This window comes from Bacillus sp. 3a (assembly GCF_017161885.1).
Taxonomy (GTDB): Bacteria; Bacillota; Bacilli; order Bacillales; family Bacillaceae; genus Bacillus; species Bacillus safensis.
In genome coordinates, this window is sequence record NZ_CP067376.1 from 3,095,369 (window position 1) to 3,119,916 (window position 24,548).

At 42.2% G+C, this 24,548-nt stretch carries 21 protein-coding genes and 1 pseudogene; 9 read left to right on the forward strand and 13 right to left on the reverse strand.

Annotated elements, in window-relative coordinates; genetic code table 11:
* Positions 1–23: 23 nt before the first annotated feature.
* The 4 genes from JJ692_RS15795 to asnB all read right to left on the reverse strand — a co-directional run bounded on the left by JJ692_RS15795 (position 24) and on the right by asnB (position 5,834).
* On the reverse strand, positions 24–863 hold the full coding sequence (locus JJ692_RS15795) for a phytoene/squalene synthase family protein (protein ID WP_073204649.1): 840 nt from the start codon (positions 861–863) through the stop codon (positions 24–26).
* Entirely contained in the window at positions 856–2,331 is a 1,476-nt protein-coding gene (locus JJ692_RS15800; protein WP_073204647.1) for a phytoene desaturase family protein, read from the reverse strand. Before JJ692_RS15800 ends, JJ692_RS15795 begins: the two co-directional genes overlap by 8 nt.
* Entirely contained in the window at positions 2,328–3,845 is a 1,518-nt protein-coding gene (locus JJ692_RS15805) for a phytoene desaturase family protein (protein ID WP_206533938.1), read from the reverse strand. Before JJ692_RS15805 ends, JJ692_RS15800 begins: the two co-directional genes overlap by 4 nt.
* Positions 3,846–3,992: 147 nt before the next feature.
* Positions 3,993–5,834 (reverse strand): asparagine synthase (glutamine-hydrolyzing), encoded by a 1,842-nt coding sequence (gene asnB / locus JJ692_RS15810; protein ID WP_075622772.1) that lies wholly within the window; start codon positions 5,832–5,834, stop codon positions 3,993–3,995.
* Between the two features lie 154 nt (positions 5,835–5,988).
* Here asnB and JJ692_RS15815 point away from each other — a divergent pair, with 154 nt between their 5' ends.
* Positions 5,989–6,516: a DUF2777 family protein gene (locus tag JJ692_RS15815; protein ID WP_044334171.1), complete on the forward strand. Its 528-nt coding sequence runs from the start codon at positions 5,989–5,991 to the stop codon at positions 6,514–6,516.
* A 38-nt stretch (positions 6,517–6,554) separates the two neighbouring features.
* Here the strand turns inward: JJ692_RS15815 and JJ692_RS15820 are convergent, their stop codons facing one another.
* The 4 genes and pseudogenes from JJ692_RS15820 to JJ692_RS19330 form a co-directional block, all read right to left on the reverse strand.
* Positions 6,555–6,923: a YisL family protein gene (locus JJ692_RS15820; protein WP_024426524.1), complete on the reverse strand. Its 369-nt coding sequence runs from the start codon at positions 6,921–6,923 to the stop codon at positions 6,555–6,557.
* Between the two features lie 92 nt (positions 6,924–7,015).
* Positions 7,016–7,921: a fumarylacetoacetate hydrolase family protein gene (locus JJ692_RS15825; RefSeq protein ID WP_206533939.1), complete on the reverse strand. Its 906-nt coding sequence runs from the start codon at positions 7,919–7,921 to the stop codon at positions 7,016–7,018.
* A 41-nt stretch (positions 7,922–7,962) separates the two neighbouring features.
* Positions 7,963–8,358, reverse strand: a complete 396-nt coding sequence (locus JJ692_RS15830) for a hypothetical protein (RefSeq protein ID WP_172881196.1) — start codon at positions 8,356–8,358, stop codon at positions 7,963–7,965.
* Between the two features lie 256 nt (positions 8,359–8,614).
* Positions 8,615–8,665, reverse strand: a pseudogene (locus JJ692_RS19330) (hypothetical protein); the annotation flags it as partial.
* 206 nt (positions 8,666–8,871) lie between these two features.
* Between JJ692_RS19330 and JJ692_RS15835 the strand changes: the two are divergent.
* The 8 genes from JJ692_RS15835 to JJ692_RS15870 all read left to right on the forward strand — a co-directional run bounded on the left by JJ692_RS15835 (position 8,872) and on the right by JJ692_RS15870 (position 12,335).
* A complete protein-coding gene (locus tag JJ692_RS15835; protein WP_149125788.1) occupies positions 8,872–9,966 on the forward strand; it encodes a CotH kinase family protein in 1,095 nt (364 codons plus the stop codon).
* Between the two features lie 122 nt (positions 9,967–10,088).
* Positions 10,089–10,250, forward strand: coding sequence for an aspartyl-phosphate phosphatase Spo0E family protein (locus JJ692_RS15840; RefSeq protein ID WP_029707539.1), 162 nt, complete (start codon positions 10,089–10,091; stop codon positions 10,248–10,250).
* 125 nt (positions 10,251–10,375) lie between these two features.
* Entirely contained in the window at positions 10,376–10,597 is a 222-nt protein-coding gene (locus tag JJ692_RS15845; protein WP_024425506.1) for a spore germination protein, read from the forward strand.
* Positions 10,598–10,611: 14 nt separating this feature from the next.
* Positions 10,612–10,845 carry a spore germination protein GerPB gene (locus JJ692_RS15850; RefSeq protein WP_003210877.1) on the forward strand — a complete coding sequence of 78 codons (234 nt, stop codon included), beginning with the start codon at positions 10,612–10,614 and terminating at the stop codon, positions 10,843–10,845.
* Between the two features lie 30 nt (positions 10,846–10,875).
* Entirely contained in the window at positions 10,876–11,490 is a 615-nt protein-coding gene (locus JJ692_RS15855) for a spore germination protein GerPC (protein WP_024425505.1), read from the forward strand.
* Entirely contained in the window at positions 11,487–11,663 is a 177-nt protein-coding gene (locus tag JJ692_RS15860) for a germination protein GerPD (protein ID WP_003210893.1), read from the forward strand. Before JJ692_RS15855 ends, JJ692_RS15860 begins: the two co-directional genes overlap by 4 nt.
* Entirely contained in the window at positions 11,663–12,094 is a 432-nt protein-coding gene (locus JJ692_RS15865) for a spore germination protein GerPE (RefSeq protein WP_024425504.1), read from the forward strand. The genes JJ692_RS15860 and JJ692_RS15865 overlap by 1 nt, the downstream gene beginning before the upstream one ends.
* A 22-nt stretch (positions 12,095–12,116) precedes the next feature.
* On the forward strand, positions 12,117–12,335 hold the full coding sequence (locus JJ692_RS15870) for a spore germination protein (protein ID WP_003211468.1): 219 nt from the start codon (positions 12,117–12,119) through the stop codon (positions 12,333–12,335).
* Positions 12,336–12,382: 47 nt separating this feature from the next.
* Here the strand turns inward: JJ692_RS15870 and JJ692_RS15875 are convergent, their stop codons facing one another.
* Genes JJ692_RS15875 through addB form a run of 5 tightly spaced genes read right to left on the reverse strand, consistent with a single transcriptional unit; the run spans position 12,383 to position 24,488 of the window.
* Positions 12,383–12,682 carry an HNH endonuclease gene (locus tag JJ692_RS15875; protein WP_151862953.1) on the reverse strand — a complete coding sequence of 100 codons (300 nt, stop codon included), beginning with the start codon at positions 12,680–12,682 and terminating at the stop codon, positions 12,383–12,385.
* A gap of 20 nt (positions 12,683–12,702) precedes the next feature.
* Entirely contained in the window at positions 12,703–16,098 is a 3,396-nt protein-coding gene (locus JJ692_RS15880; RefSeq protein WP_206533940.1) for an AAA family ATPase, read from the reverse strand.
* Positions 16,095–17,270, reverse strand: a complete 1,176-nt coding sequence (gene sbcD, locus JJ692_RS15885; protein ID WP_122631156.1) for an exonuclease subunit SbcD — start codon at positions 17,268–17,270, stop codon at positions 16,095–16,097. The genes JJ692_RS15880 and sbcD overlap by 4 nt, the downstream gene beginning before the upstream one ends.
* A 26-nt stretch (positions 17,271–17,296) precedes the next feature.
* Positions 17,297–21,001, reverse strand: a complete 3,705-nt coding sequence (gene addA / locus JJ692_RS15890) for a helicase-exonuclease AddAB subunit AddA (protein ID WP_206533941.1) — start codon at positions 20,999–21,001, stop codon at positions 17,297–17,299.
* Positions 20,979–24,488 (reverse strand): helicase-exonuclease AddAB subunit AddB, encoded by a 3,510-nt coding sequence (gene addB / locus JJ692_RS15895; RefSeq protein ID WP_206533942.1) that lies wholly within the window; start codon positions 24,486–24,488, stop codon positions 20,979–20,981. Before addB ends, addA begins: the two co-directional genes overlap by 23 nt.
* Positions 24,489–24,548 lie beyond the last annotated feature (60 nt).

Consider the following 24,548-nt stretch of genomic DNA (forward strand, 5'->3'; position numbering starts at 1 on the left):
AAAGGACTGGGTGCAGTCCTTTTTTACGTAATATCTTCTAAAATAAGTGCTTTTTCCTGTTTTGAAATAAATGCCCGCTCTGTAAAGACGCGGTATTCGTTTTCTCTTGTTTTATCTAAAATGGCTTTATAAAAGTGAGCTGCTGCTTTCACCGGTATTCGTGAATACAGCGGGAATTCATGAAGATGGTCAAAAAACTCCTCGTAGTATGCCTCTGCCTCAAAGGCAATGTACTCCCAGACGTGCTGGAAGGCTTGATTCACAACCCCTTCCTGCAATTCTTGCTCTGTGTACCCGAATTGATCCATCACCTGCTTTGGCAAATAAATGCGGTCTCTTTCAGCCTGATCTTCCCCAATATCTCGAAGGATGTTGGTGAGCTGCATAGCAATCCCTAACGAAATGGCTGCTTCTTTTAGCTGCTCTTTTTTACGCGGTGCAATAATGGGGAGAAGCATGAGTCCAACGGTACTAGCAACATGATAGGAATAGATGAGCAGTTCATCTAATGTTTCGTATCGCTGCTGCTCTATATCCATCTCTTGTCCTTGGAGCAGGTCACGGAACGGGGCTTCATCCATCCGAAACTCTTGAAATGTATGCTCTAGCGCCACCCATATTGGATCATTCCGGTCTACCTCACCTTGTAAAAATCGATCAAACGTCTCCCGAAAGGATGCAAGGTCCTCTTTTGGCGAAGGGGACTCATCTACAATGTCATCTGCTCTACGGCAAAAGGAATACACGGCCCAGACGGCCTGTCTTTTCTTTTTAGGCAGCATGGAAAAGGCCCGGTAAAACGTTTTAGAATGGGTTTGAATGGTTTCCTCACATACTTTTAATGCTGTTTGTACATCAACCACTTAGCTTCACTTCCTTTCTATCATTCAAATCTTTTAGTAGTACAGAGGCCATGAGCTTCGCACTTTGCATCACGATTGGCACCCCGCCGCCCGGATGCGTGGAAGCACCTGCCGCATAAAGATTATCTGTCTCGCTGACCTTCACTTGCGGGCGGAAGACACCTGATTGAAACAAATTAGGTGCAAGTCCAAAGCTGCCACCTTCAAACAATCCTTCTTGCAAGGAATCATTTGGTGTTCTGACCTTTTTCCAAACAATCGACTCTCGCAATCTCGGAAAGCCTCTTTTCTCAAGGCGATCCACCATGTTCTCGACAAAATCTGTCTCCTCTTCCCAGTTGATATGATCTCCTGAAGGAACGGGAACGAGCATGTATAGAACACTGCAGCCCTCTGGGGCAAGAGATGGATCAATGATCGATGGATTAAATGTATAAAATGACGGGTCTTGAGGAATCGTTTTCGTTTGAAAAACCTCTTTCATATGCTGATCAAAGTGTTCTCCCATAAAAAATTGATGAACAGGTGCTTCATGATACATTTTGTTTAACCCGAGATACACCATCACACAGCCAGAGGAAGGCACGTATTTCCGGCGATCTTGTTCTTCTAAGCCAAGCTGTTTTAACGCAGCTGGATAATCTCCATTGATCACAAATGCATCAGCAGCTACATGTTCATCATTTACTTTTGCTTTGACTGCCCGTTTTCCCTCAAACACCAATTGTGTGACTTCTTCATTTTTTCTTACATGCACACCCATGTTGATGAGCTGCCCTTCCAATATATCTACTAAACTCGCATAGCCGCCTTTTAAATAGTAGATTCCATGTGCGTGCTCACTATAGGACACAAGCGAATAAATAGCCGATGCTTCATACGGGTTTCCTCCAACATAGAGGGTTTGAAGTGCGTATGCATCTCGCAGGCGTTCGTCTGAGAAATATTTTTTCAGAGCGCTTTGTACCGTTCGATACGCCTTTAATTTCATTAAAATCTTCATATTCGCTTTTGTAAAAAATGTACGTTTTTCGTGAAATGATTTTTCTAGAAAGGCTTTCTGTCCTTCTTGAAACCGGTCCGTCATTTCTTCCATAAACCTCTGGAACCCTTGATCTTCTTTTGGAAATACACGTCTGATTTCATCTAACTGACGGAGTGCATCAGAGTACTTCGTATAGGAGGTTCCATCTTGATATTGAATGGTATACAGCGGATCAAGCTCCACAAGATCAAGAGATGATTCGTCAATTCCTACCTCATGTAAAATGCCTTTTAACATGTCAGGAAGTAGGACAATGGTCGGACCTTCATCTACTTTATATCCTTTCTCACGTACAAAAGCAAGTCTCCCGCCAAGCCGTTCATTTTTTTCGACAAGGGTGACATCATGTCCCGCTTTTTTTAAATAAAGCGCTGAGATCATTCCGCCAATACCGCCACCTGCAATCAATATATGTTGTTTCATGAGGCGCTCCCCTTTTCTTGATGCGGCATTGTTTTGTGTGAATGTTTCTCTTTTTTAAGAATGGCATTTGTCGTGATACGTGCTGATTCTAAAATGGTTGGCAGTCCGCTTCCTGGATGTGTTCCTCCTCCAACAAGCCAGCAGTTCTTTAATTCATCAAATTCATTGTGCGGCCTTAGGACCATCATCTGCGTCAGCTGGTGGCCGAGGTTAAATGTAGCTCCTTCATATACGTAAAGGTCTTCCTCCCATTGCTTCGGTGTGATCATCCGCTCGACTTCTATATGCTGTCTCACATCTTGAAAGCCGGTTTTCCGCTCCAATGTATCCAGCACAAGCTCTCTAAATTCATCTTGATGCGCTTCCCAGTCAATACCGCTTTGGTTATTGGCAACTGGAGCCAGCACATAAAGAGCTGATTTTCCTTTTGGAGCAAGTGAGTCATCGGTTACACTTGCATTTTGAATATAAATAGACGGATCATCTGGCAGCTCATATGTTTTCGTAATGCCTTTGACAAATCTAGCATAATCATCGGAAAAAACGATGGTATGATGCGGCTCATCATACATGGTATCCAGTCCTAAATAAAGCATAAAGGTAGAGCATGAGAATTTTTTCTTTTTTAATTTTTTCTCGCTGTATTTCTTTAAGAGTCCTGGCTCGACAAGCTTTGTCATCACATGTGCAAAGTCTCCATTGACGACAATCTCATCTGCTTGTATTTCTTCCCCAGATTCTAAACGAATGCCTTTTACTTTCCTTCCCTCCGTGAGCAGCTTTTCAACGCCTGCTGACAGATGAATCTCTGCCCCAGCTTCAAGCGCCGCCTTCGCCATCGCTTCTGACAGCTGATTGACACCGCCCTTCGGATGAAATACACCTGTGTCATGTTCCATAAACGAAAGGATCGAGAACGCACCAGGGCATTCCCATGGAGACATTCCTAAGTACTTTGATTGAAATGTAAAAGCATATTTCACTGATTCATTCGAAAAATAGTCTGACAGCACATCATACAAACTTTTATTTAGTGAAAGCTGTGGAAGTGCTTTGATCACCTTCGGGCGAAGGTAATGATGAAAGCGGTCCATTTTACTTTGTAAAATTGGTGTGAGACGATCCATTTTGCGCTTTGTATCATTCATAAATCGTAAATACCCTTCGCCCTCACCAGGTGCAAAGGCTTCTAATCGTTTGTACATTTCATCGCGATCCCGGATCATATCCAGCTGATTGTCTTGAAATATTAATCTATACATCTCTTTTAATTCAATCACATCAATATAGTCATAAAGATTTTTACCAGCAAAGGTGAACAGCTCCTCTGCAATATGAATCATACTGAGAAAGGTAGGACCTGTATCAAACGTGAAATCACCAAGCTGAAACTTAGCGTTACGCCCGCCGACAAAGGGCTGTTTTTCGTATACATGAACATCATGTCCTTTGCTTTGAAGCATCATAGCTGCTGCAAGGCCCCCTGGTCCCGCTCCAATCACAATGATTTTCATTATCCTTTTTCCTCCAAATTAATTCACTTTAAGTTAATTATACAAATTAGAAAGATTAGATCAACTTTTGATGTGCTCAAAAATCCTCATGTTATGTATCAAAAAAGCCGGCTTCCTTTCAACATGTGCAAGAAAGCCGACTCTTTATTACGCTTCTATATCAATTCGATACGTTTCAAACCAATGATGAATCTGTGCTAGATGGGCAATCAACTGCGGGCCCTTCATGAGCTGGCCATACCATGGCACATGAAAGGAAGCCCCTTCCGTTTCAATCAGCTGCTTTAATTGATGTGGATCTAAAAATTCGTGAAGTACAGAGTCTTTTTGCGCGAGGCAGTCTGTGAGCATCTCTTTCACAGCCTGAGTATAGGCTGGATGATGTGTTTTCGGGTAAGGACTCTTCTTTCGATAAAGCACTTCATTCGGTAAAATTCCCTCTAATGCTTTTCGTAAAACCCCTTTTTCACGATTTCCATGCATTTTCATTTCCCAAGGAATATTCCACACATATTCGACAAGGCGATGATCTGCAAATGGCACACGTACCTCAAGACTAGCCCCCATACTCATTCGATCTTTTCGATCAAGCAGTGTTGTCATAAACCAGATCATATTTAAGTAAAAAAGTTCTCTCCGGGCTTTATCGACGCCGGTTTCTCCATCTAAAAGAGGCGTTTCTGCCACCGTTTCTTCATATTTGCTTTGCGCATATTCCTTAAGTGACAGCTTTTTTTGCCACGAGTCTTGCAGGAGCTGCGTTCTAGCTTCAGTCGATCTCATCCAAGGAAAACCATTCGTTTCATTTTCCATATGGAACCAAGGATAGCCGCCAAAGATTTCATCCGCACATTCACCTGACAAGCCAACAACGAAGTCCTTTTTAATTTCTCGGCAAAACCAAAGCAAGGAAGAATCAATATCTGCCATACCCGGTAAGTCTCGAACCTCAACGGCTTCCTTCAGATAGGAAGCGAGCTCTTTTTGCCCAATGATACAGCTGTGATGATTCGTTTGAAACGCTTTGGTCATTCGATCAATCCATGGGCCGTCAGCATTCGGCTGGAATTGATTTGCCTCAAAAAATTGATCGTTTCCTTCGTAATCAATGGAATACGTATGAAGCGGTGCTTTCCCTATTTTCTCAAAGTGCTTAGCGGCAATGGCAGTAATGGCACTAGAATCGACGCCCCCAGATAAAAATGTACATACAGGCACATCAGAGACGAGCTGTCTTGTCACGGCATCTGTAAAGAGATGCTTAATGTGCTGTGCGGTGTCATCAAGTGAATCGGTATGTTTCTTGCTTTTAACATTCCAGTATCTCCATACGCGCAGACCGTCTTTTGAAAAGGTCAAGGCATGTGCAGGTCTCAGCTCTTTTATCCCTTTAAACACGCCTTGACCTGGTGTTCTTGACGGTCCTAAGCCAAATATCTCCGACAGTCCTTCATGATCGACTTTTGCTTTGATATCAGGGTGAGCAAGAAGTGCTTTGATCTCTGAACCAAATAAGAAGGAATGATGACGTTCTGTATAGAAAAATGGCTTGACGCCTAGCCGGTCTCTCCCTGCAAATAACAATTCACGCTCACTATCCCAGATCACAAATGCAAAAATGCCATTAAAATGAGAGACACACTCTTCCTTCCATTCTGTATAGGCATGAAGAAGAACTTCTGTATCAGAATGCCCAAGAAAGCGGTGCCCCCTTTTTAACAATTCTTTTCTTATATCCTCCGTGTTATAGAGCTCTCCATTGTATACAATCGTATAAGCATGGTTTTGATGTGTATATGTCATCGGCTGCTTTCCGCCTTCTACATCTACCACCGCTAACCTTTTATGCCCGAAAAGAACGTGCTCACTTTTCCATGTATTTGTATCATCTGGCCCTCTTTTAGATAATGTATCTGTCATTTGATTGATTACATGATCCTGTTGGATGAGCTGCTTTTTAAAGTCTGCCCAGCCTGTAATTCCACACATCATCATCAGCTCCCATCCGTTTTTCCTCAAGTGTTCTCATTCAGCCTTTCTTAGTTTATGCATCGTCTCCTTGATAGTTGATTTGTCCTTTTTTCCCGGCGTATAGGACAAGCTTGATTTGGTAAGAAAAGAAAGAGGAAAGGAGCTTTTGCAAATGGAGAATCGAATGAGACAGCTTGAACGCTGCAGCAGAAGATGGTGTAATGGGTATTTGCTCATTGAAAACGGGCATTGCCTGATTGAAGATGATGAAGGAGAGATCATGCTGCCAGAAAGTCTTCAAAGCACAATGATCTGTTTGAAGGAAAATGACAAATGGACAAAAGGGGAATTGCTCGGTTCTATGATTCTTCATGAAAACGGGCAGCTAATAGAAGTACAGGGAGGAGAAAACATTCAATATACGGCGTCTCTTGCCAAAGGCTGGCTTGATCTTCTCATGTTCGTACCGGAAAACGTTTTTGATCACATCCTTGACCAGATAGAGCAGCTTGGTTTTTCCGTCTATGATTGTGTTTTCTCTTCCTTTCATTCATTGCAGCGCGTCTCTTTCTTTCAGTTTTCGGCAGATACGCAATCACTTGCACTTCAATGTCACCATGAGCCAGCAGCCAATCACATTCTTTTTGAATGGACCACTTCAGACGGACAACGGATCGTTTCACAATTTGATGCCACATAAAAAGGACACTGCTTCGTATAAGCAATGTCCTTTTTATATTAAAAGATATGGAAACCGATCGGCAGACGTAAACCGAGAAGAATGGTCACAATCGCAAATACGATAAAACCAATCAACACACCAGTCACCGATTTTCCTTTTTTCTTGCGCACTAGGACCATTTCCATGAAACCGATCACGAGGATACCAAGAATCATTTTTCCAATATACTCGCCCCCGTAACCTGGAATTTTCATTCCTGTGCGAACATACAGCTCTACGCCTGTTGCAATGATGATCAAGTAGAATAAACGAACGATCATGTGCACAATTTTAGCGCCTTTGTCATTTTTACCTGCTAGAGCAAAGGCTACGAAGAATAAAATAATCCCCAGCACCCATGCTGTGATATGTAAATGTGTTCCCATTTTTGATTTCCCCCTTTATCAGAACAAGTACCTTCTCATCGTACCACGAAATAAGTCGAACACAAAGCGACAATCCTGTGTCATCACGCGCTTTATTTGACATGATTTGTCAGCGTTCCAATCGGTTCAATCGTGATGTCAATTCGATCTCCAGAAGCTAAAAACTTAGGCGGTTCAAAGCCCTTCCCTACCCCAGAAGGTGTACCTGTTGCAATGATGTCACCCGCTTCTAATGTCATCCCTTTTGAAAGAGTGGAGACAATGTCCTCAACTGTGAAGATCATTAATTCCGTACTGGCAGACTGACGAACCTCTCCGTTTACCTTTGTTTCCACATGGAGCGCACCATGATCCTCGATCATTGACTTATGAACGATATAAGGTCCTATCGGGCAGGTTGTATCTAAGCTTTTACCAATGAAAAATTGTTTATGTTTTTTCTGCAAATCTCTTGCCGTCACATCATTTAAAATGGTGTAACCGAATATATAATCTTGGACCTCTTCAGGAGCAATGTTTTTTCCTGATTTGCCCATCACGATGGCAAGCTCTCCTTCATAATCCAATTCACTTGTCACAGCTTCATGAAGAAGAATGTCCGCTTCGTGTCCAATGACAGAAGTAGGTGCCTTTGTAAAAATCATCACGTCTTCAGGAATATCCGCCGCACTTCCCATCTCCATCACATGATCTTGATAATTCTTTCCGACACACATGATGTTTTTAGACGGCTTTGGAATCGGGGCATGGAGTTTCACGTCCGAAAGCGGATATACATAAGAACCGCGGTCTTCTTCTTTTTTCTCAGCCCAATCAAGAAGCTGCCCGACATGTTCAACAAACTTGTCCCCCATTCTGATACACTCAGATAAAGAGTTTGGCAGTGTCTCAAGCTCAAATAATTTGGCTTCTGCCTTTTTGACGTCCATCACCCATTCATCATCAATGACTACCCCAATAAACATGCTGCTATGTATTTCACCTGTAAAAAACTTCATGTCTTCCCCTCACAATCTTCATTTCGCTAAGTTATGATGTCTCATTTTATTTCTCTATGAAACAAAAAAAACCCTTTTTTATCATACTCTCTTTTAAAAAGGGTTTCAAAAATGATGATTGAATGCCTAGCGGAAACGGCGGTATTCCCACATATTCCCTTGATCCCATTTACGCTCAACATTTCCTCTATTTCGGGAACGATGCGTTTTCTTTCCACATCTTCGGCAAGAGCGGCTGCGTTTATGGTGATGAGAACGTTTAGATCGATGGCTGCGGCGAGATTTGCGGCTCTTCTTATTGTGGGATCTGTATTTGCTGCGATGTGACTTGCGGCAGCTCTTCTTATGATGAGATCTGCATTTGCTGCGGTGTGATTTGCGGCAGCTTTTCTTATGATGGGATCTGCATTTACTGCGGTTTGACTTTTTCGGTTCACTCTTTTTGCTTCTGTAAGATTTTTTGCTTTTACATGACTTTTTGCTCTTCATGCTTTTCTTCGAACGATAGCTTTTCTTAGAGCGATAACTTTTCTTTGAACGATAGCTTCTGTAGCTTTTTTTACTGCGGCGTGATTTACGGTGTCCACCACCGCCAAAGAACCAATGACCGCGACTTGAATGACGAGAACGAGCTGACTTGTGCGAACGTCTCGATTCTGGTTCACGATCTAAGTGATGATCACGTCCCTCACTTCGAAGTGAAGCCACTGCATGTTTAATGTGTGAATGATCAAATGTACTCACGAACAATTCCCCTCCCAGTCTATGCTTCGACAAAACAAACAGACAAAGCTGTTTATCTTCTCTGCTTTATGTTACGAGACTCGGTAGACAAGTGTTCGTGACGAATGCCTCTTTCCTTTAAAACTCCATGAATACCTACCAGCCGGTACAGGACATTCCTTCACTTTCATATTGTAAAGAAGAGCATATAGGAGGCTGATGAACGTATGAACACAGAACCTTTAAAACAACTTGATATGTGGATTCATCCAAAGGACCTGATTGAATTAAAAAGAGACATTTGGAACGATGAACCTGTTGAAGCTATTCTAAAAACAGGCCAAACCAAATCACATATTTATGCTTCATACCGCGGATCACACATTAGAAAGCTTAAGAAAAAGTCCTATCAAATTGAATATCGAAAGCCGAAACAAAGACAGGGCGAATCGATCTTTCATTTAAATGCAGAGTACAATGATCCTTCATTTAGCCGAAACAGGCTGTCCTTTTATTTCTTTGAGCAGATGGGGGTGCATAGCCCCGCTGCTTCTCATGTGTTTCTCACCATAAATGGAAGAAAAGAAGGGATTTATTTGAAAATAGAATCCGTCGATGAGTTCTTTCTTCAAAAACGGCAGCTTTCAGGAGGCGGCATTTATTATGCGGTTGATGATGACGCGAACTTCTCCCTTTTGAGTTCTTTTGATAAAAAACCAAAAAAGCACCTTCTTCTCGGATACGAGAAAAAAACGGGAACTTCTCAACATGATCAGCAGCTGAGTGAATTTATTTACTTTCTCAACACAGCGAAAGATGACACTTTTGCAGAAAAAATTGAACAATACCTAGATGTGACACAATATTTCCGCTGGCTCATCGGTGTGGTATGCACACAAAACTTTGATGGTTTTGTCCATAACTACGCTCTTTATGTAAATGAACAAGGGAGGTTTCAAGTACTTCCTTGGGATTATGATGCAACATGGGGTCGTGACATTCATGGAGAAGAAATGCCGTTTGATTATATCCCAGTTAACGGATTTAATACATTAACTGCTAGATTACTAGATATTCCTTCGTTTAAAAGAGCCTATTACACACTTTTCCAGCATGTACTCGATACACATTTTGTAGAAGACCGGCTCTGCCCAATCATCGAGAAATGGCATGAATCGATTGAGAATCGAATTGGAGATGATCCATATACGAAAGATCGAAAAGACATCTTGCAGTCTGAAAGAGACTTAATTCGGCAGTATATCAACAAAAGACGACGCTATTTACAGACTGAGATCAAAAAAGAGATATTTGGTACGTAAGAACACTTTCGAATTTTGTCACTTTATTACTCATATTGACGAAACAGCTTTTTTTATAGAAAAATAGGGTATACTAACCATATCCTTCTATTTGATAAAAAATGTGAGAGTTGGCGTCCGTTATGATCAATTATGAAATTGAACAAAAAAGATTACATTTAATTGAGACTGCGAAAAAATTCGGGATGAATGCCGAAGAAACGATCAGGTGCAGTCAAGAGCTTGACACACTCTTAAATAAAGGCATCAAATCCACCTCTAAAGATTGCTCAAAAAAAGGGTAAGCGATACATCTAATTCCTCTCATCAAAAGCTTTCAAAAAGACAATCACACATTAAAAGACCCATCATAAGCTATGGTGAAACGCCCAAAACAAGTGCCCTAATTTTATAAAGGATGTGCACCGCTATGCCGGCTATTGTGGGAGCCTTTAAAGTAAATGCCGTCGGAACGAGCGGAGTCGTTCATGTTGGAGACTGCATCACCATTTCTCCAAATAGTCAGGTTAAAACGTTTGCTGGCGCAGGCAGTTTTAATACAGGTGATCAATTACAAATTAGCAACTACAAAAGTGTGACAAATACGTACGACAGTGATGTCATTGATCAACCGCTTGTTGGTAACTTGTAAGGAGTGAGGATCCGTTGAACTTCTATATTAATCAAGCGATACAAATTAATTATTTACGTGTAGAGTCTGTGAGTAACTCCTCTGTTCTGCAAATTGGGAGTGCTGGATCCATCAAGGCCCTTTCCAACCTGTATAACACGGGAAGCTATGTAGAAGCAGCGCCTGCCGCAGCAGGTACACAAGGAATTGAAGAATCTCAAGGCGCAAGCACAGCACCTTTTGTACCGCTTCAGTCACCAACAACTTAAGCCATCTGCAATCCCCGGAGGTGTATGTAAATGTATGATTATCAGAGCAACGCTTCACAAGTATATGGCATCATTCAAAAACACTCGCAACAAATCATGATGCTGGAAAAAAGGCTTAACGAGCTTCAGCAGGAAATACAAATGATCAAAGATAAACCGACAACGAATATTGAACGGATTGATTATCAATTTGATCAACTGAAAATCGAACGGCTGGAAGGAACGCTGAATATCGGCCTCAATCCATCTGATCCAAACAGTGTTCAAAACTTTGAAGTGGGCCAAACAACAACCCCGGGAATTGGAATGATGCAGCAAGAAATGGCTGGTCAATTTTTCAATCAAACACGGCAGCTTGTCGATGCATTTTTAAATGAAGAAGCACCAGAACTTCTTGAAGAACTAGAACAGCGATACGAAGGGTCCCTCGATGAAAGCAACAAACACCATATCATTGAGGATATTCGCAAACAAATTGACAGCAGGATCAAATACTATGCGGGACAGCTGCCACACCGGGAAGATATGACACCGCTGCAGCGTTCAGAGCAAATTGCCGAATATGTGAAGCATGATGTAAAGCGAGCGATTGAGCACTTTTTAGCCCATATTCCAAGTGAAACGAAAGGAGAGGAAAACGGATGAATTTCACAGTTGTCAACCGCAACATCGAGACTGGAAGCATTAAAGTAGTCGGGGTATCGTCTTCTTCCCTATTTATCATCGGGGACACAGACCATGTACAATTATCCTCGATTTTCGATACTCCGCCAGAATCACTGATTATTGGCCCGTTTGTTCCTCTGGCGCCTCGATAATGATCAAGCGCACATCTCAAGTAAAGTTCTCAAAGGTGAATTCTGTCGGGATTTCGAGTGTGGTTCAAATTGGTGATACTCAGGAGCTATGCCCGAAAGTCAAGGTATTAGCTGTTCAACGAACCATTAGTTTGTTTTATGGCTATGAAGCAGAAAATTTAGATGCGAAAGAATTTGAAGTGTATTATGAGCCCATTCCTTTGATGCTGCCAGAGCGATCAGTGAGAACGGCATTTTACCATGAAAAGCCTGTGATTAAAGTGTCTTCAATCCATGTAGAAGGGGTATCATCGTCCTCTGTCTATCAAATCGGCTCTACTTGTAGAATGAATGGCGTTGCGCGAGTGAAGCATATTAGAGAGCTGTTTAGCAATGATGAAAGTCCGCAAAACTCACAAATGGACCTACCTGCGCATATGATGGTGATATGACTTCGAATAAAGGATGTCGATTATGCCAGCAATTGTCGGACCCATTTACATTAACTCTATTTCTGGAGGCGTCGTAAACGTCGGTGACTCATTCTACCTGTCGCCTAAAAGTTCGTCAAAATCTGCTTTAGGCTCTGGAGCGGGGAATACCGGAGATTTCTTGATATTAAATAATGGCATTAGCGCCACCAACTATGTGGATCCTGACTTAAATGATCAGAATATGGTAGGCAATGCATAAAGCAGCTCCTCTACATCCATTTCAAATAGAGGAGCGCTTTTTTATGCTTATTTCTTTCTGCGCTGTCTCGATTTTTTTGTTTTGACCAGCTTGCTTGCCGGCTGTTTCCGAATCCATTTGATGTACGAAGCAAGCTTTTCATCTTGCCTCAGCGCATCAATTGTGTTCAAACGTGCGGCAAGCTCCTGGTTTGTATAGAGGGCATGTACTTGTTTATGACAAGGGATGCATAGGTAGGCAGTCGGTAAAAAAGCCCCGCCTTCTTCTCTTGGCGTTAAGTGATGTTCTGTGAGCAGGACATCTTGTCTTCCGCACAGCTCACATAATCCAATTGTTTGCTTTGCCACCCGTGTCATCACCTCAATATTTACATTAATTCCATTGAGACTGTTGTCCCTTTCCCGCTTGGATCTGCCGGATGGACAATCAGTTTTTTCGGCAGCCGCATTTTCAATTCTTCCACATGGCTGATGACACCAACAGCTAAGTTTTGAGACTGTAATTTCTCTAATGCAGTGATCACTGTATCAAGCAAGTCTTGATCAAGGGTACCAAAGCCTTCATCAAGGAAAAAGAATTGCAGCGGGAACTCACCTCTCAGCTGAATCTGCGCTGAAAGAGCTAGCGCAAGCGCAAGCGACGTCAGGAAGGTTTCCCCGCCGGACAAGCTGGACACTGGACGTCTGACACCGCCATTCGCATCATCACGCATGACAAAACCGCCTTCTGAATCAACCTCAATCGCATACCTTTGTCTTGTCAAAATACCAAGACGGGCAGATGCATCACGACTGACACTTTCCAGCTGTTCTTCTGCTAAGAACTCAACAAATGTATTTCCTTTAAACACAGTTTGCAACTTATCGAGCCGATCAATTTCTTGCTGTAGCTCCGCCAAGCGTTCATGAATACTTGCAAATCGCTGGTGATTTTCTTCCATTACACGCAGATGTTCATATGCAGAGCCGCTCATCACTGTTGCTTCTTCCAATGCCTTTTCTGCCGCTTCTTTCCTCAGTTGAATGTCAGTCCATTGCTTTTCATCTAGTGACTCATCTTTCAGCAGTTCAGAAATTCGCTTTAAGTTTGCGGCACATTGCTTTCTTTTATCCTCAAATTCGTCAATTTCTTGTTTAACAGTTTGACGTACTGATTGATTCATGAAAGCAGATTCAATCTCTTGAGGCTTATCAAAAGGAGAAGACTCCGATTCTTTAGTCCATGCTTCACTTGCTTCTTGTTTTCTCCGGTCAGCCTCTTGAAGCTGACGCTCACAGCTTGAAAAATGACTTTGTGCTTCACTAAAGAGCTCCTGCGCTTGCTGTAATTGCTTGTACGATTGCTGTTCCATTTCATTGAGACGAGCAAGCGTGTGTTCAACCTCGATCAATTCATCAGAAATGGAGACAGCTTTCAATGGATATCTCCCTAAATCTGTTTCATATTGATGAATGAGCTGCTGCTGGCTTTCTAGCTGATGCGCTAGTTTATCAAGTTCCTTCTCTACATCGTATATGGCTGTTTGCAGCTGTTCTTTTGCCTGCTGTTTTTCTTCCAAAAATGAAATACTTTTCTCAATACGCTCTTTATAGCCTTCCGCTTGCTGGTCCTTTTCGTCGATCTGCTTTTGCATCTCTTGTACTTGGTGCAATGTAAAGTGCGGGAAGGCCTGTTCAAATTGAGACGTTTGCTCTGCAAGCTCAGACTGAAGCTCCTTGATCAGCCCGTCTAATTCTTCGGTACGCTGCTGATCAAATGTCATTTGATCTTTCGTCTTGCTTATCTCTGCTGCTTGATCATATGTTTCATCCATTAAACGAGCTCGTTTACGTTCAACTTCTTGAATATCTTGTTTCAAGCCTTTCCATTCTTGCATGAGATTCTGCAAGGACTCCGGCTTTTGCACTGCTTCTACTGCTGCTGCAACTTCCGCACCTGGAGCTTTCTGAGATAAAAAGGCAAACTGCTTTACTAATTGATTGGCGTGCGTTTCCAATAACTGCTTGGCTGCATACATGTCTCTTGTATATTCCTCTGCTTGCTTGAGCTCTGTGTCCATCCGTTGAATCACTTCATCGATTTGTGCCACTGTTTCTTCATGATCAGTGTTTTCCAGTGCCTGTGGGTTATGATGAATCGATCCACAAACAGGACATGGCTCACCATCTACGAGCTCTGCCGCTAATTCTTTTCTTAATTCCGCCGCCCTAACAGCATCACGCTGTTTTAATTTTTCGAGCTTCTGACTTTGTTCTCTTTTACTCCATTCTGTAAAAGCCCGTTCGAATTCACATACATAGAAATAAAGCTGTTCAATCGCTTGAAATGATTGGTCTATTTTTTCATGATGGTCTTTTTGCTGTTTTTGAAGCTTTTCATATGCTGCTGCGCTCTGTGTTGATCGCTTTTTGAGCTCCTCCATCTTTTGTTCTTCCTTGTGTATGCTTTGGTGTATTCTTTGAATATTTTCGCTTAAACGCAAAGCATCCTGTACACTTTTCCGTTCTTTTACAGAGACTTGTAATTGCTCGAGCTCACGCTTCAGCTGTGTTTGTTTTGCCAGTGCACGTTCTAACAAAGATTGGAGATTGTCTGCTTCTTCTTTTTTTTGTAATAATTGCTGCGTTGTATCGTTTTTTCGCTGTTCGATTGCCGTCTTTTCCTGAAGAGCCGCCTCTTTTTTCCGTTCAATTTCCTTTAGCTGAAGCAGCTGCTCTTTCTTTTGAAGAAGTTCTGGCTCAGTTTCTATTTTCTTTTGCCTTGCTTGCTCATAGTTCTGTGTCATTTGATCATAGATCGTTCGTTGATGCAGCAGCTGATTTTCTGCTTCCTGCTTCTCTTTTAATGCTTGAGAAAGCTGATTTTCAGCCTTTGTTAATGCATCCGCATAAGGCTTTAATGCCTCTGCCTGCTCAGCAATATGAAGCTTGGCCTTTTTCTCTTCCATTGATGGTGCCAGTTGATTCAGATGGTTTAGTTCCGTCTCATAAGCTTCTTGTTCCTTTTGATACTGCCAAATTGTTTGCGCCTTTGTAAAAGCAGTGAACGCCTCATCCCGCGCTTGTTTTTTCTCATGAAAAATAGCCTTTGCCTGCTCTGCCGCTTCCTTTGCCTTTGCGAGCGCCTCTGGACCAGCTTCACCTAAACCATTCAGCTCAGCAAGCAGTTCATTTTTTTGTCCATACTGATTCTGCGCCTTTGCGCGCAAACGTTTAACGAGCTGATCCCCATACTTCTCCAGGTTAAACAAACGCTGAAGCATTTGTCGTCTATCGGCTCCTTTTAAAGAAAGGAATTCTGCAAACTTCCCTTGGGGCAAGACAACCGCTCGCGTAAAATCATCAATGGTTAACCCGAGTAATTCTTCTATTTTACGATTGACCTCACTCGCTTTATCTGCAAGAACTGTCTGCGTATCACCAATTTCAATCAAACGGCATAGTGTCGTTCTGACTTTCATTTCATCTGCCCGCTTGAAAGCACGTTCTACTTTATAAGAAATGTGATGTTCCTTTTGCAAAGCGAACGTAAAGGAAACTGACAGCTTCTCTTCCGCTTGGTTCAAAATACCATGTGTATTATTTAACGCACGTTCCACTTTGCCATAAAGTGCCAGGGTCATGGCGTCTAATATGGACGACTTTCCGCTTCCTGTCGGTCCAAAAATGCCAAACACACCTGCATCACATAATGAGCTAAAGTCAATTGTTTGTTCTTCTCTGAAGCTATGAAGTCCTTTAATGGTTAGTGTAATCGGCTTCAAGTCGCTTCCTCCTCTTGCATTTCATTGGCGAGCTCCAAAAACAGCTTGACTGTTTTTTCATCAGGAAGACCGCCGCCTGTCTGGCGCTCATAAAATTTCACGAACCGCTCTTCGATTGAGAGCTTTTCGACTTGCTTTTGTTCTTCCATTTGCTGAAGTTCTTTAAATTTCGGTCTAATATGGACAAACCCGCTATGCTGCTTTCGGAGCTGATGAATCTCTTCTATGGAGAGCTGATCTGTTAAATGAATCTCTAAATCAATCCATGCCTGAAGATCCCGTTTTTCATCCAGCCACTCGTGTACTTGGCTCAATCCTTCAGTTGCCTTCCATTTCACAAGTGGTTTTCCGCTTGATAACAACACTTCTTTCCAGCTTGCTTTTTCATTAGGTTTTGCCTCTACAATCGTGACTGATTTGGCATATCCTGATTCAGAAAAGCTGTAAGCAAGAGGGGACCCGGAATAGCGGGCAATCGTTTTGGCACGTTTGATGGTTTGCGGGCGGTGCAAATGACCAAGGGCCACATAGCAGGCTGCTTCTGGCAGACTTTCAGCCGCAACGGTATATGCACCGCCTACTTCAATCGGTCTTTCTGAATCTGTTTGACTTCCTCCTGCCACATAAATATGGCTTGTTGCGATATTGACCGTATCGGCTTGAAATTGAGCGCTTAAATGTTGGAACGCTTGCTGTATTTTTAAATTGTAATGATCACGAAGCAATTTCTCTTCAAATGTTTCAGCCAGCACCTCGTTAAGTCTCGCTTCAGACGGATAAGCGAGTGCTGCAATGGATAAACGTTCACTCGAAGAAGGAACATCGACGCGGATGATGTCATTTGTCGGATATCCAATTAAATGAATCCCCTGATCATTTGTTAAAGGAGATGCGGCAGATAGTCGATCCGGATTATCATGGTTGCCTGAGATGACCACGACCTGACGTTTTCCTTTATCAGATAAGGCAGATAGACTTTCATAAAAAAGCTGTTCTGCTCTAGCAGGCGGATTCACTGTATCAAAGGCGTCTCCAGCCATGACAATGACATCAATGTGTTCGTCTTTTACGATTTGATACAGCTCATCTAAAAACTGTGCTTGCTCATCAAGCCGGCTCCGGCCTTCAAGGGTTTTTCCTAAATGCCAATCTGCCGTATGCAGAATCCTCATTTGATTCACCTCTCATTCCGATACATTTATAATGAAATTTCTAAATTCCCATCAAAGAAATAAAGAATTTTCTCCTCTAATGTTCTGTTTGTTAAACGTTCTACTGCTTTTGCATATAACGCTATTTGAGTTTCATAGCGCTTTTTCAAAATAGGTACAGCTGCTTCAAGACCGCCTGTATATCTGCCTTGCACTCTATCTGTTTTATAATCTAGTAAATATAGTTTTCCATCCGTTTCAAATAAACAGTCAATCATCCCTTGAATAAGGACAGGCTCCCCCTCTGCATCAATATGGCTGTATACCTCTTTAACAGGTAACACCATACTAAATGACACTTCTCGTTTCACCCAGTCCGCTTTCAGCAGCTTTTGCCCAATAGAAGTAGAGAAAAAAGCGGAAATTCCTTCTTGATCAATTGACTGAACTTGCTCATTTGTTAGCAAGTCCCGCTGCTGTAAGGAATCGAGCAGCTGATGTATATGGATTTCATCGAGGGGCTCGTCAGAAGAAAGCGGAATATGCTGCATGACTGTATGCATTGCGGTGCCTTGCTCTGCGGCAGTGAGTGCTTTTTTCTTCATGAAAGCCGGCCGGTCATACAACGTTGCATGAGCTCTTCTAAGAGAAGAAGGAACACTGTACTCATCCTGTATTTCTTTCATTCTCTTTATCTCTGAAACAGACTGCTTTGTGCCGACTTGTGAGGCCGCTAGATACGGATATCTCCATGAAAGTCTCTCTGCTACTTTCTCATCAGCATCACCATATCCTTCAACAGGTAAGCCGTCCATCAATGCTTGTACCACCTCATCTTGCTGCTTCTTTTCAAGTGACATATCTTCTTTTAGAAGATCGGAAGCTTGAGTAAATGAGATTGTGAATGCTGATGGGTGCGAAAGAACAACATCACCTGTTTCTTCTAAAATAGATGACATTGCTTGGTGACGGATGAGAGCAGGACCAATAAAATCTAAGTATGTTTTCGATTGATAACGTTCAAAATCAGGGAGGAGCCAGTCCTCTCCGGTTGCAGCATTTTGCCATTTGCTTAATGCCTTCACCTGATTTTTGACAGAGCCGACAAGAAATAATTTTTCCTTAGCCCTTGTGAGCGCTACATATAGAACTCTCAGCTCTTCAGATAATAGCTCTTTCCTCATCTTTTTTTTCATCGCAACAAGCGGTAATGTTGCATAACTAATTCTCAGCTCTGGATGAATATATTTGCTTCCAAAGCCTAATTCTTTATCAAGTAAGTAGGACTGGTTTAAGTCCATCATATTAAAGTTTCTGCCGAGTCCTGCGGTAAAGACGACTGGAAATTCTAATCCTTTACTGCTGTGGATCGTCATCATGCGAACAACGTCCTCTGTTTCACTGAACGTTTTTGCCGCCCCAAGATCATCTCCACGCTCCTGCATTCTTTCGATAAAGCGAAGAAAACGGAACAGCCCTCTAAAAGCAGCTTTTTCATACTGCTTCGCTCGATCATAAAGAGCACGGAGATTCGCCTGTCTCTGTTTGCCTCCAGGCATCCCGCCGACGTAATCTAGATACTGCGTATCGCGGTATACTTCCCAAATCAATTCCGCTACTGAATGATTCATAGAGAAATCACGCCACTTACGCAACAACCTGAAAAATCGTTCTAGTTTTTTGCATGTAGGGTGATCTGAATGAGTCACACTCATAAATGCTTTCACAGCATCATAATAGGTGCCTTTTTTATCACTCGTGCGGATCAGTGCCATTTCATTTTCGTCTAAATGAACAATTGGTGATCTTAATACAGCTGCAAGCGGAATATCTTGATATGGATTATCAATGACTTTTAACAGAGAAAGAATCACGGACACCTCTGTTGCTTCAAAATAACCAGAGGAAAGATTCGCATACACAGGGATTCCCTGCTTCTTCAATTCCTCCATCATTTGCGGTGCCCACGGCATGGAGCGAAGCAAAATCACAATGTCTCGATACTGCAAGTTACGAGTCATTTGCTGTTTTGAATCGTACACTTGAAATGGCTGCTCCACCAATTGTCTTATTTTTTTAGCAATGACTCTCGCTTCAAGCTGTACGGTTTCTAGCTCTTCTCGCTCTTCGTCAGTTTCTGCTTCCTGTTGATCTAAATGTACAAGAAGCATTTCTGTCGTTGTATCTTCGCTTTCTGGATAACTCGCTCCAAGCTTTAATTCAGCTTGTTCATCATATTCAATTTCTCCAACTGTTTCCCCCATCAGCTGTTTGAACAAAAAGTTCGTACTGTCTAACACATCTGAACGGCTGCGGAAGTTTTTATTTAAATCAATTCTCTTCCCTGTTTCTTTGCCGTCTGGTGTGAATTGTTTATATTTGTTTAAAAAGAGCATGGGCTCAGCCAGTCTAAAACGATATATGGACTGCTTTACATCACCAACCATAAACAGGTTGCCCTCTGCAGCATGTTCCCCTTTAGATACAAGCTTTAAAATCGTTTCTTGCACAAGGTTTGTATCTTGATATTCATCAACGAGCACTTCTTCAAACTGCTGTTGATAGTACTTGGCCGCTTCTGTTTCGATCAAATTTCCTTCCGCGTCCTGCTCTGCTAAAATGCGTAAGCAATAATGCTCTAAATCCGAAAAATCCACGATTGATTTTTCTTGCTTCGCTCTTTCGAAACGCTCTCCAAACTGGATGACAAGCTCCACAAGTGTCTCGACCACCGGCTTCATTTCAGCTAAGCTTTTCAAATGCTGGGCGGGACTGCGCATAAAGTATTCATCTTTAAGCTTTTCTAATTGTTTTTTTGCTTGATTGCGTGCATCTGTGGCTTTTTCTAACAGCACAGGGTCATATTCGTCCCCTTTACATGTTTTGAGCCTTTTAAAATTGATGTTTGGCAAAAGCTCGTAAAGCTTCTCAAAATCATCTTGGTGCCTGATTAATTCATTGACTTGCTCTAAATCATCTATAAAATTTTCTGCTCTCGGTGCTGGGCCGCCCGGTTCTTTTGATAGGGCGAGAGCTCGTTCGAGCAGTTCCAGACAGCTTCGAAAAACGAGAGAAAGGTCCTCTTTGATATATGGGTAAAACGGTAATTGTTCTACTTTTGTTTGAGCATCTACATCATAAAGAGAAAGGAATGCCCTCATCCATTGCTCAGGTGAAGGGTGAGATCTGGAAAACTCATAAATTCTCTTTACAAGCCATTGCAAGTCTAAATCATGACGATCAGAAGTGTAACGGTCAACCAGTTCAAAGAACGCTGGCTTTCCAGCCTTATATTCGTCCTCAAACAGTTCATCTAACACTTCATCTCCTAATAATTCTCCTTCTGTTTGATCAGCCAAACGAAAGCCTGGATCTAGGTCAATCTCATAGTAAAAGGTGCGCAAAACCTGCAAGCAAAAGGAGTGCAGGGTGGAGATATTGGCACGATTCATGAGCGACAGCTGTCTTCTCATATGAAGGGACCCGGGGTTTTTGGCTAACTCCTTTTCAAGTGCTTCTGTGATCCGATGCTTCATCTCTGCCGCAGATGCATTTGTGAAAGTCACAACGAGCAGACGATCCACATCAACTGGATCTTCAGGACGGGTCATTTTTCGAATCAGCCGTTCAACCAAAACAGCTGTTTTACCTGACCCTGCCGCCGCCGCAACAAGAATATCTTGTCCTTCTGAAACGATGGCTTCCCACTGGTCATCCGTCCAAGTACTGTTATTCGGTTTTGGTATTTGCATACTGATCCCCTTCTTTTTTGATCCGGTCTATCACAACATCATCCTTTTCAGATGAAAGCACTCTAAATTCATTATCTTCTATCGATTCATCAAATTGGCAAATAGACTTAAATGAACAAAAGCGGCATGGTGTTTGATCCTTCAATTTATATGGATTAATGGCTACTTCGCCATTTGTAATTCTTTCGCCTGCCTCTTCAAACGTGCGCCGAACATGCTGTGTGAGTATATGGAAATGATCTTCACTTAAAACAGCAGAGTCAGAACGGAAGGACCCATCTTTTTTCAAGCCGGCTTGAATGACTTGTGATCTTCCTGATTCAAGCGTTTGATCCATTAGCTTTACCGCTTCTACATCTTCAAGCAATAGACCTTTCATTTTAAATTTCTTGAATATTTCCTGTTCAATTTCATCCTCTGCAAGCGGAATCGGTGCTTGAATGAGCGGATCATGAATATGGAAATATAAAATGCCAGCTGGTGTTGCTTCTACACCGAGCCACTCCTTCGAATACGTAATGGTCAGGTCTAAGTATGTGAGCATTTGCAAGGCCAGCCCATAGTATACTTCTGCTAGATCAAGACCTTTCTCACTCGATTTGTAGTCGACGATTCTCAACAGCAGCCCTTTTGAACCTTCTGCTTTATCCACCCGGTCAATTCTTCCGACAAGCTCCATCGTGCAGCCATTTTTCAATTGAAAAGTAAACGGCGGAAGTGGTCCTTGGCCTCCAAAGCCTAACTCAAGCCCAACGGGAGAAAATCCACTCACTCTTGCATGCTCACTTAATATAGAAGAGACTCGAATCAAGATTTTCTGGAGTTTTTCTTTAATATAAGCATGCCGGTTAGAGCTTAATAGGATTTCCTTTTGAAGACGCGGAGCAAGCTGTTCGATTGCATGTCTTGAATAGTTGACACAGTCATCCTTCGTTAGGTTTTTCCAATCCTTTTTTTGTTCAACAAGCGTATCTGAAATATGCTTTAAGGCCGAGTGAAACAGCTGGCCGATATCGGGTGCTTCCAATTTATAAAATTGCCGGTCCTTTAGTTTTAACCCGTGGGAAGCAAAGTGAGAAAATGCACACGCATTGAATTTCTCCATTCTTGAAACACTGCCTTGAATGTGATCACCGTAAAGTTCTTTTGTGACGTTTGGTTTTAAGCGCTTCGCTCGATTTGTAAAAAACAAACTCGACAAGATGTTTTTTGATACATCCCGATGAGATGACGTCATCAAATAATTATAGACACTCCACCATACACCACTAATGGGATATTGGTTGAGCCATTGCTGCAGCTGCGAGACAGTATACGATAACGAGACATGCTCATTCGCTACAAATTTTAATTGCTCCTTGTCATCCAGCTGTTCCGGGTCTAACACATACAAAGCATGCTCATGATTTGGCATAAGCTCCTGACAATACTTGATAAGAGTCGAAGGCAATAGAGAGCGCCCCTCTTCATCTGACACTGAATAAGACAGATACAAATGATGAGATGGACTCGACAGCGCCTGGTAAATTAAAAATTGCTCATCTAGCAGCCGTTCCTTTCCTGTCTCTGCCAGCTCTGCTCCTGCTCGTTTTAACCATTCCCTGTCATCCTCAGACAATACACTTTCGTCAGAAGGGCGTGCGGGAATAACGCCATCATTTACCCCAATGATAAACATACACTTCACTTGATACATTCTGGATAAATCCATACTTCCGATAAATACTTGGTCGAGTGAAGGCGGAATTAAAGCGAATTTTAAAGAGGCCAATCCTGTATCCATCATCTGTTGGAATAAAGGAAATGAGAGCTCCTCCTCACCGAGCATTTCCACAAATTCGTCCATTAATTGAATAACAGCTTCCCATACTTGTCCATGCTGCATGGCTTCAGCTAATCTACCTGCTTCTTCAGCTTCCAGCCTAGCCTTTTCAAGTTTATCCGGCACTTGTATTTCCTCTAAAAAGACATAGACTGCCTCTACCATGTCTTTTACCTTTTGCGCTTTTTTCAGCCTTTTTTGCAATTGGAAAAGCGGAGGTGCGATCCATTCCTTTACATCATTCAGCATCTGTTCCATTTCAATTTCTTGATCTGTTTGTCCAAAATCCTCATCTAAGGATTGAAACCGCCTGTAATGGAAACGGGAACCGTTTGTCCAGCGTTCTCCTTTTACACCATAAGCAATACAGTAGTTTTCAAGCTGATCTGCCTGTTCTCTCGCTTTGTTTTTGGCAAGTTCGAGCGGAAATAAGAACTCTGTCTTCACGCATCGAAACACGGCCTCATACCGCCAGTTTCCTTTTATGACATCCAAGCTCGAACGAATCAATTCAATGAGCGGATGATACTGCATCGATTCATTTCCATCAATAAAAAAAGGAATATCGTAATCTCGAAAAACCTCTTTTAACGTATCTTTATAGTCGTCTACATGCCGCGCTACAATCGAAATATCTCGCAGTCTAAGTCCTTCTTCTCTCACTAAATGAAGAATTTCTCTCGCTACTCCCTCAATTTCAGCTCGTTTACTCGCACTTTTAGATACTGTGAGATGAGGAGTGACTTCCTGATATGGCTGCACCGGTCTCTGCTCATATTGCCGTTCTAAATAAGCAAGATCCGGCGTATGAAGATGACGGTTATTTCTCTCCAAAATGTGCTCAGAAATGGCCGCTCCGCACTCTTTGGCAAGCTGATAGAGCTGGAAATACGTTTTACCTGTCATACGAAATAAATCAAGTTCATTTGGCAGCTTATCATGATAGGAACGATCCACTGTGAAAGCAGCCGTTATTTTCTCAGCATGCAGCAGAAGCTGTTCAATGACGAGAAGCTGCTGCGGTGTAAATTGATAAAAACCATCTATATAAATGTGTGCTCCTTTTATTTCTTCAGATAAAGGAATTTGCTGCGTGAGAAGTGTCAAATAGTCTTCTGAGTGCACATATTCATCTTGTAAATGCTGCTCCATCTGCTGATAAAGAACATGCAGATCATGCAATTTCTCGGCTGCCCGTCTTTCTTCTGTATACTCTGAATGCATGCTCGATAATGAAATTTTTTCAATATCCTCCGGCAGCATGCAGTATCTCTTGAACTCAGCCATCGTCTTTTCGATTTGCTCCACAAACCCCGGCTTATCACTCGCTTTTTTGAATACCTTAAACTTTTCTTTCTCCTCTTCAATCACTTTTCTTAAAAGCATTTGAATTCCTGTGCTTGTCACAAATTGCCGGTTCGCTCCGCCAGTCTGCTGTAAAATAGACCAAGCAAGACGCGTGAAACTAAATACTTTTGCCCTGATCATCCCGCCAGCTTCAGACGTTTTTGCAAGCTCGTATTCCATTAAGAATGTCATTTGATCCGGGACTAAAAAAATGATTGGCGGACCCAACGGATCAAGCCGAAGCTGTTCTTTGATTTCCTCTAAGATTGCAGTCGTTTTTCCACTCCCCGATCTGCCTGCTAAAAACTGAATCTCCACGCTCCACAACACCTTTCTTATGTACTCATATTCTAGCGAAAATAAAAGTAAATAGCTATT

Bases quoted from the DNA above. Each gene is read 5' to 3' on its own strand.
- JJ692_RS15800 (WP_073204647.1), bottom strand. From the start codon at position 2,331: ATGAAACAACATATATTGATTGCAGGTGGCGGTATTGGCGGAATGATC.
- JJ692_RS15805 (WP_206533938.1), bottom strand. From the start codon at position 3,845: ATGAAAATCATTGTGATTGGAGCGGGACCAGGGGGCCTTGCAGCAGCT.
- asnB (WP_075622772.1), bottom strand. From the start codon at position 5,834: ATGTGTGGAATTACAGGCTGGGCAGACTTTAAAAAGCAGCTCATCCAA.
- JJ692_RS15815 (WP_044334171.1), top strand. From the start codon at position 5,989: ATGGAGAATCGAATGAGACAGCTTGAACGCTGCAGCAGAAGATGGTGT.
- JJ692_RS15820 (WP_024426524.1), bottom strand. From the start codon at position 6,923: ATGGGAACACATTTACATATCACAGCATGGGTGCTGGGGATTATTTTA.
- JJ692_RS15825 (WP_206533939.1), bottom strand. From the start codon at position 7,921: ATGAAGTTTTTTACAGGTGAAATACATAGCAGCATGTTTATTGGGGTA.
- JJ692_RS15835 (WP_149125788.1), top strand. From the start codon at position 8,872: ATGAACACAGAACCTTTAAAACAACTTGATATGTGGATTCATCCAAAG.
- JJ692_RS15840 (WP_029707539.1), top strand. From the start codon at position 10,089: ATGATCAATTATGAAATTGAACAAAAAAGATTACATTTAATTGAGACT.
- JJ692_RS15845 (WP_024425506.1), top strand. From the start codon at position 10,376: ATGCCGGCTATTGTGGGAGCCTTTAAAGTAAATGCCGTCGGAACGAGC.
- JJ692_RS15855 (WP_024425505.1), top strand. From the start codon at position 10,876: ATGTATGATTATCAGAGCAACGCTTCACAAGTATATGGCATCATTCAA.
- JJ692_RS15860 (WP_003210893.1), top strand. From the start codon at position 11,487: ATGAATTTCACAGTTGTCAACCGCAACATCGAGACTGGAAGCATTAAA.
- JJ692_RS15865 (WP_024425504.1), top strand. From the start codon at position 11,663: ATGATCAAGCGCACATCTCAAGTAAAGTTCTCAAAGGTGAATTCTGTC.
- JJ692_RS15870 (WP_003211468.1), top strand. From the start codon at position 12,117: ATGCCAGCAATTGTCGGACCCATTTACATTAACTCTATTTCTGGAGGC.
- sbcD (WP_122631156.1), bottom strand. From the start codon at position 17,270: ATGAGGATTCTGCATACGGCAGATTGGCATTTAGGAAAAACCCTTGAA.
- addA (WP_206533941.1), bottom strand. From the start codon at position 21,001: ATGCAAATACCAAAACCGAATAACAGTACTTGGACGGATGACCAGTGG.